General features: G+C 42.7%; 1 protein-coding gene. It reads right to left on the bottom strand.

The features are described 5' to 3' along the window. Positions 1–208: 208 nt before the first annotated feature. Positions 209–1888: a group II intron reverse transcriptase/maturase gene (ltrA, locus tag MHM99_RS20990; RefSeq protein ID WP_239220456.1), complete on the bottom strand. Its 1680-nt coding sequence runs from the start codon at positions 1886–1888 to the stop codon at positions 209–211. Positions 1889–2612: the final 724 nt, after the last annotated feature.

Raw genomic sequence — 2612 nt, 5'->3', positions numbered from 1 at the left:
GATGCGTTGTAGTGCAACGGCTGATGGCCTATGACATCGTAACCCGATAACAGCCATTGTAGCTGTTGCTCACTCATATGCATCTGTTTTAAGTTCGCATCGACAGGCCACTTAAAACGATGCTTCTGTCGAGTAGCCAGACCCGATTACTCGAGCCCAGCCCTCTAAGAACGGTACGTGCGAGTTTCCCCGCATACCGCTCAAGTCGTTATAACGCCATGTAGGATGGCGCAGCAGTATTTTTACTTTTATGAATGCTGTTATGGCAAGAAGGGTGTACAACCACGGTATTACTCGTCTTATTATCACCACCTAAATATAAAGGCACTAGGCGGTGAATATTCCAACCAGTTTTAGCCGTTATTTTCCTTTTGCAATACAAACACTCACCATTTTGACGTGATAATAATCTATGCAGGCGTTCTTTGTTGCGAGAATTTATTAACACATCAAGCCGAGATTCAAAGTAAGTTTCATGTGTCGGATCGTAAGGGTTTGCATCGGAATTGATTTTTGGATGTCGCACAATCGGTATTGCTGCTAACCGAAATAAGGCTATTTGTTTATCACCGGTGCAGAATGTCCAATTACGCGCACCAACAGAGTGGAAGTATCTAGCCCTAATCCAGTGTTTTCCTTTTCTAGGATGCCTACGACATGCCCATTTCCAGAGTAGCAACCATATATCAGAGTCAATCTTGCAAAATACTTCCTTTGCGACACTGTGTCGGTGATAATTACACCAACCTCTTAATATTGGATTAAGCTGAAAAATTAGCCTGTCTTGTCGACTAGAGCGATATTTGGTGATCGTAAGTCTCAACTTATTCATCAAATGTAGAGCGCTTTTGCTACTGGGTTTGACCAGTAATTTGCCATTATACTTTCTGAGATTTTGACCAAGAAAATCAAAACCCTCTGATATATGCCTAACGTGCGTTTTTTCTGGCGATAATGCCAAACCACGTTGGGACATAAATTCATTAATACAAGGCAATATTGTATCTACCAAAAACGCTTGAGAATGAGCCGTTACAACAAAATCATCAGCATATCTGATTACAGAGACTCTCTTAACATTAGAACGAATTTCACGGTGCTTACCTCTTTTAACACCTGAAGCTTCTTCAATTGTTCCTTGCAGTTGATTCAATACCATATTCATTAACGTCGGCGAGATTATCCCTCCTTGCGGTGTTCCTGCAAGTGTTGGATATACCTTGCCAGACTCCATGAAGCCGGCATTCAACCACTGTGAAAGGATTGGTTTGTCAATGTTTAAGTGCTTTAGCATCCATTCATGGCTGATATTATCGAAGCATCCTTTAATATCTGCATCAAGCACCCATTCTCCCGCACCTTTGCGACACAATACTTTGAAGCATTGTTCGATCGCATCAGCGCAAGATCTTTGTTTTCGAAAACCAAAAGAATTGCCGTCACTGTTTGTCTCCACTTCTGGCTCAACGGCTAGCAAATACAGTGCTTGCATCCCACGATCCAGCATTGTGGGGATACCGAGAGGTCTTCTCTGCCCATTCGACTTTGGAATAAAGACTCGCCTTAATGGACTTGCCTTGTATCCAGAACGTTTGAGCGATGAGATTGCTCGCCATTTTTTAGTAGCACTTTGCCATGTTTCGCCATCAATACCAGACGTTTTACGCCCTTTGTTCTCCGTTACCTGTTTAACCGCAAGGGCTTTCGCATAAAAGGAATGAGTCAATAACCATTGCAGACTTTTAACTTTCCCTTTTCTCCCTTGCTTTACTGCTTTCACAATACGCGCTTGCAATGATCCTACGTAGCGCTTTGCAGCCTTCCAATCGATGTTAGACCAGCATTGCGCTTCGTTTATAGGTGCACATTGTTCATAAGAGCAATTCATTTGCATTCCTAAGCTAAAATCTTATTACAAATTTCTTGTGATTAACCACTCGATGGAAGTGGGCTATGCTTTCGCATGATGTCACGTTCAATACATCTATCCTTGCCATTACAGCAAGGCATTCGCTTTCTCCATCGTCCTTTACCCGCATGCCCGTCATTCATTCTTACGAAGAAACTACCTCAACGAGGGAGCATACGGGCTTACCAAGTTCCACTTTATTCACATAATGGGTTAGTGTCAGTCAATCCGCCGGGGGCACATTAAATTGCGTAACATGAGACTAGAGCATGTTAACTTGTCCACCACACCTTTTGGTTCAAGCTTGTCAGCATCTTTAGCTTGTTTATAATGACGACAGTTAAAACTGTTCAGTTAATTACACATACCATTAATTCCTAGGGCCCAACCGCATGATGCTTGCAGTTTGTTCAACATCACTGTTGAACTTAAGGCTACATTGTCTTTCGAGCTTCACACCTCACCATTGCTAGTAACGCATGTCGAAATAGGAAACCTTCGGCAATACGAAGGGTTGAATCAAAGTTCAACAGTAAACAAAGCGACTTCTTGTCGCACCGAGGCGTTTATACCAGAGAGCGAAGCCCGTTTTATCCCAATAGAGTATTTTGACCTTATCGCGCTTTTTGTTGCGGAAGACGAACAGTGCATCGCGAAACGGATTCAGGTTCATATCCTGCTCAACAACGACAATTAAGCCATT

It is taken from the genome of Alteromonas sp. MmMcT2-2, from assembly GCF_022348305.1.
GTDB lineage: Bacteria > Pseudomonadota > Gammaproteobacteria > Enterobacterales > Alteromonadaceae > Alteromonas > Alteromonas macleodii.
The sequence above is the reverse complement of the archived record's forward strand: the minus strand, read 5'-3'. Positions and strand labels throughout refer to the sequence as shown.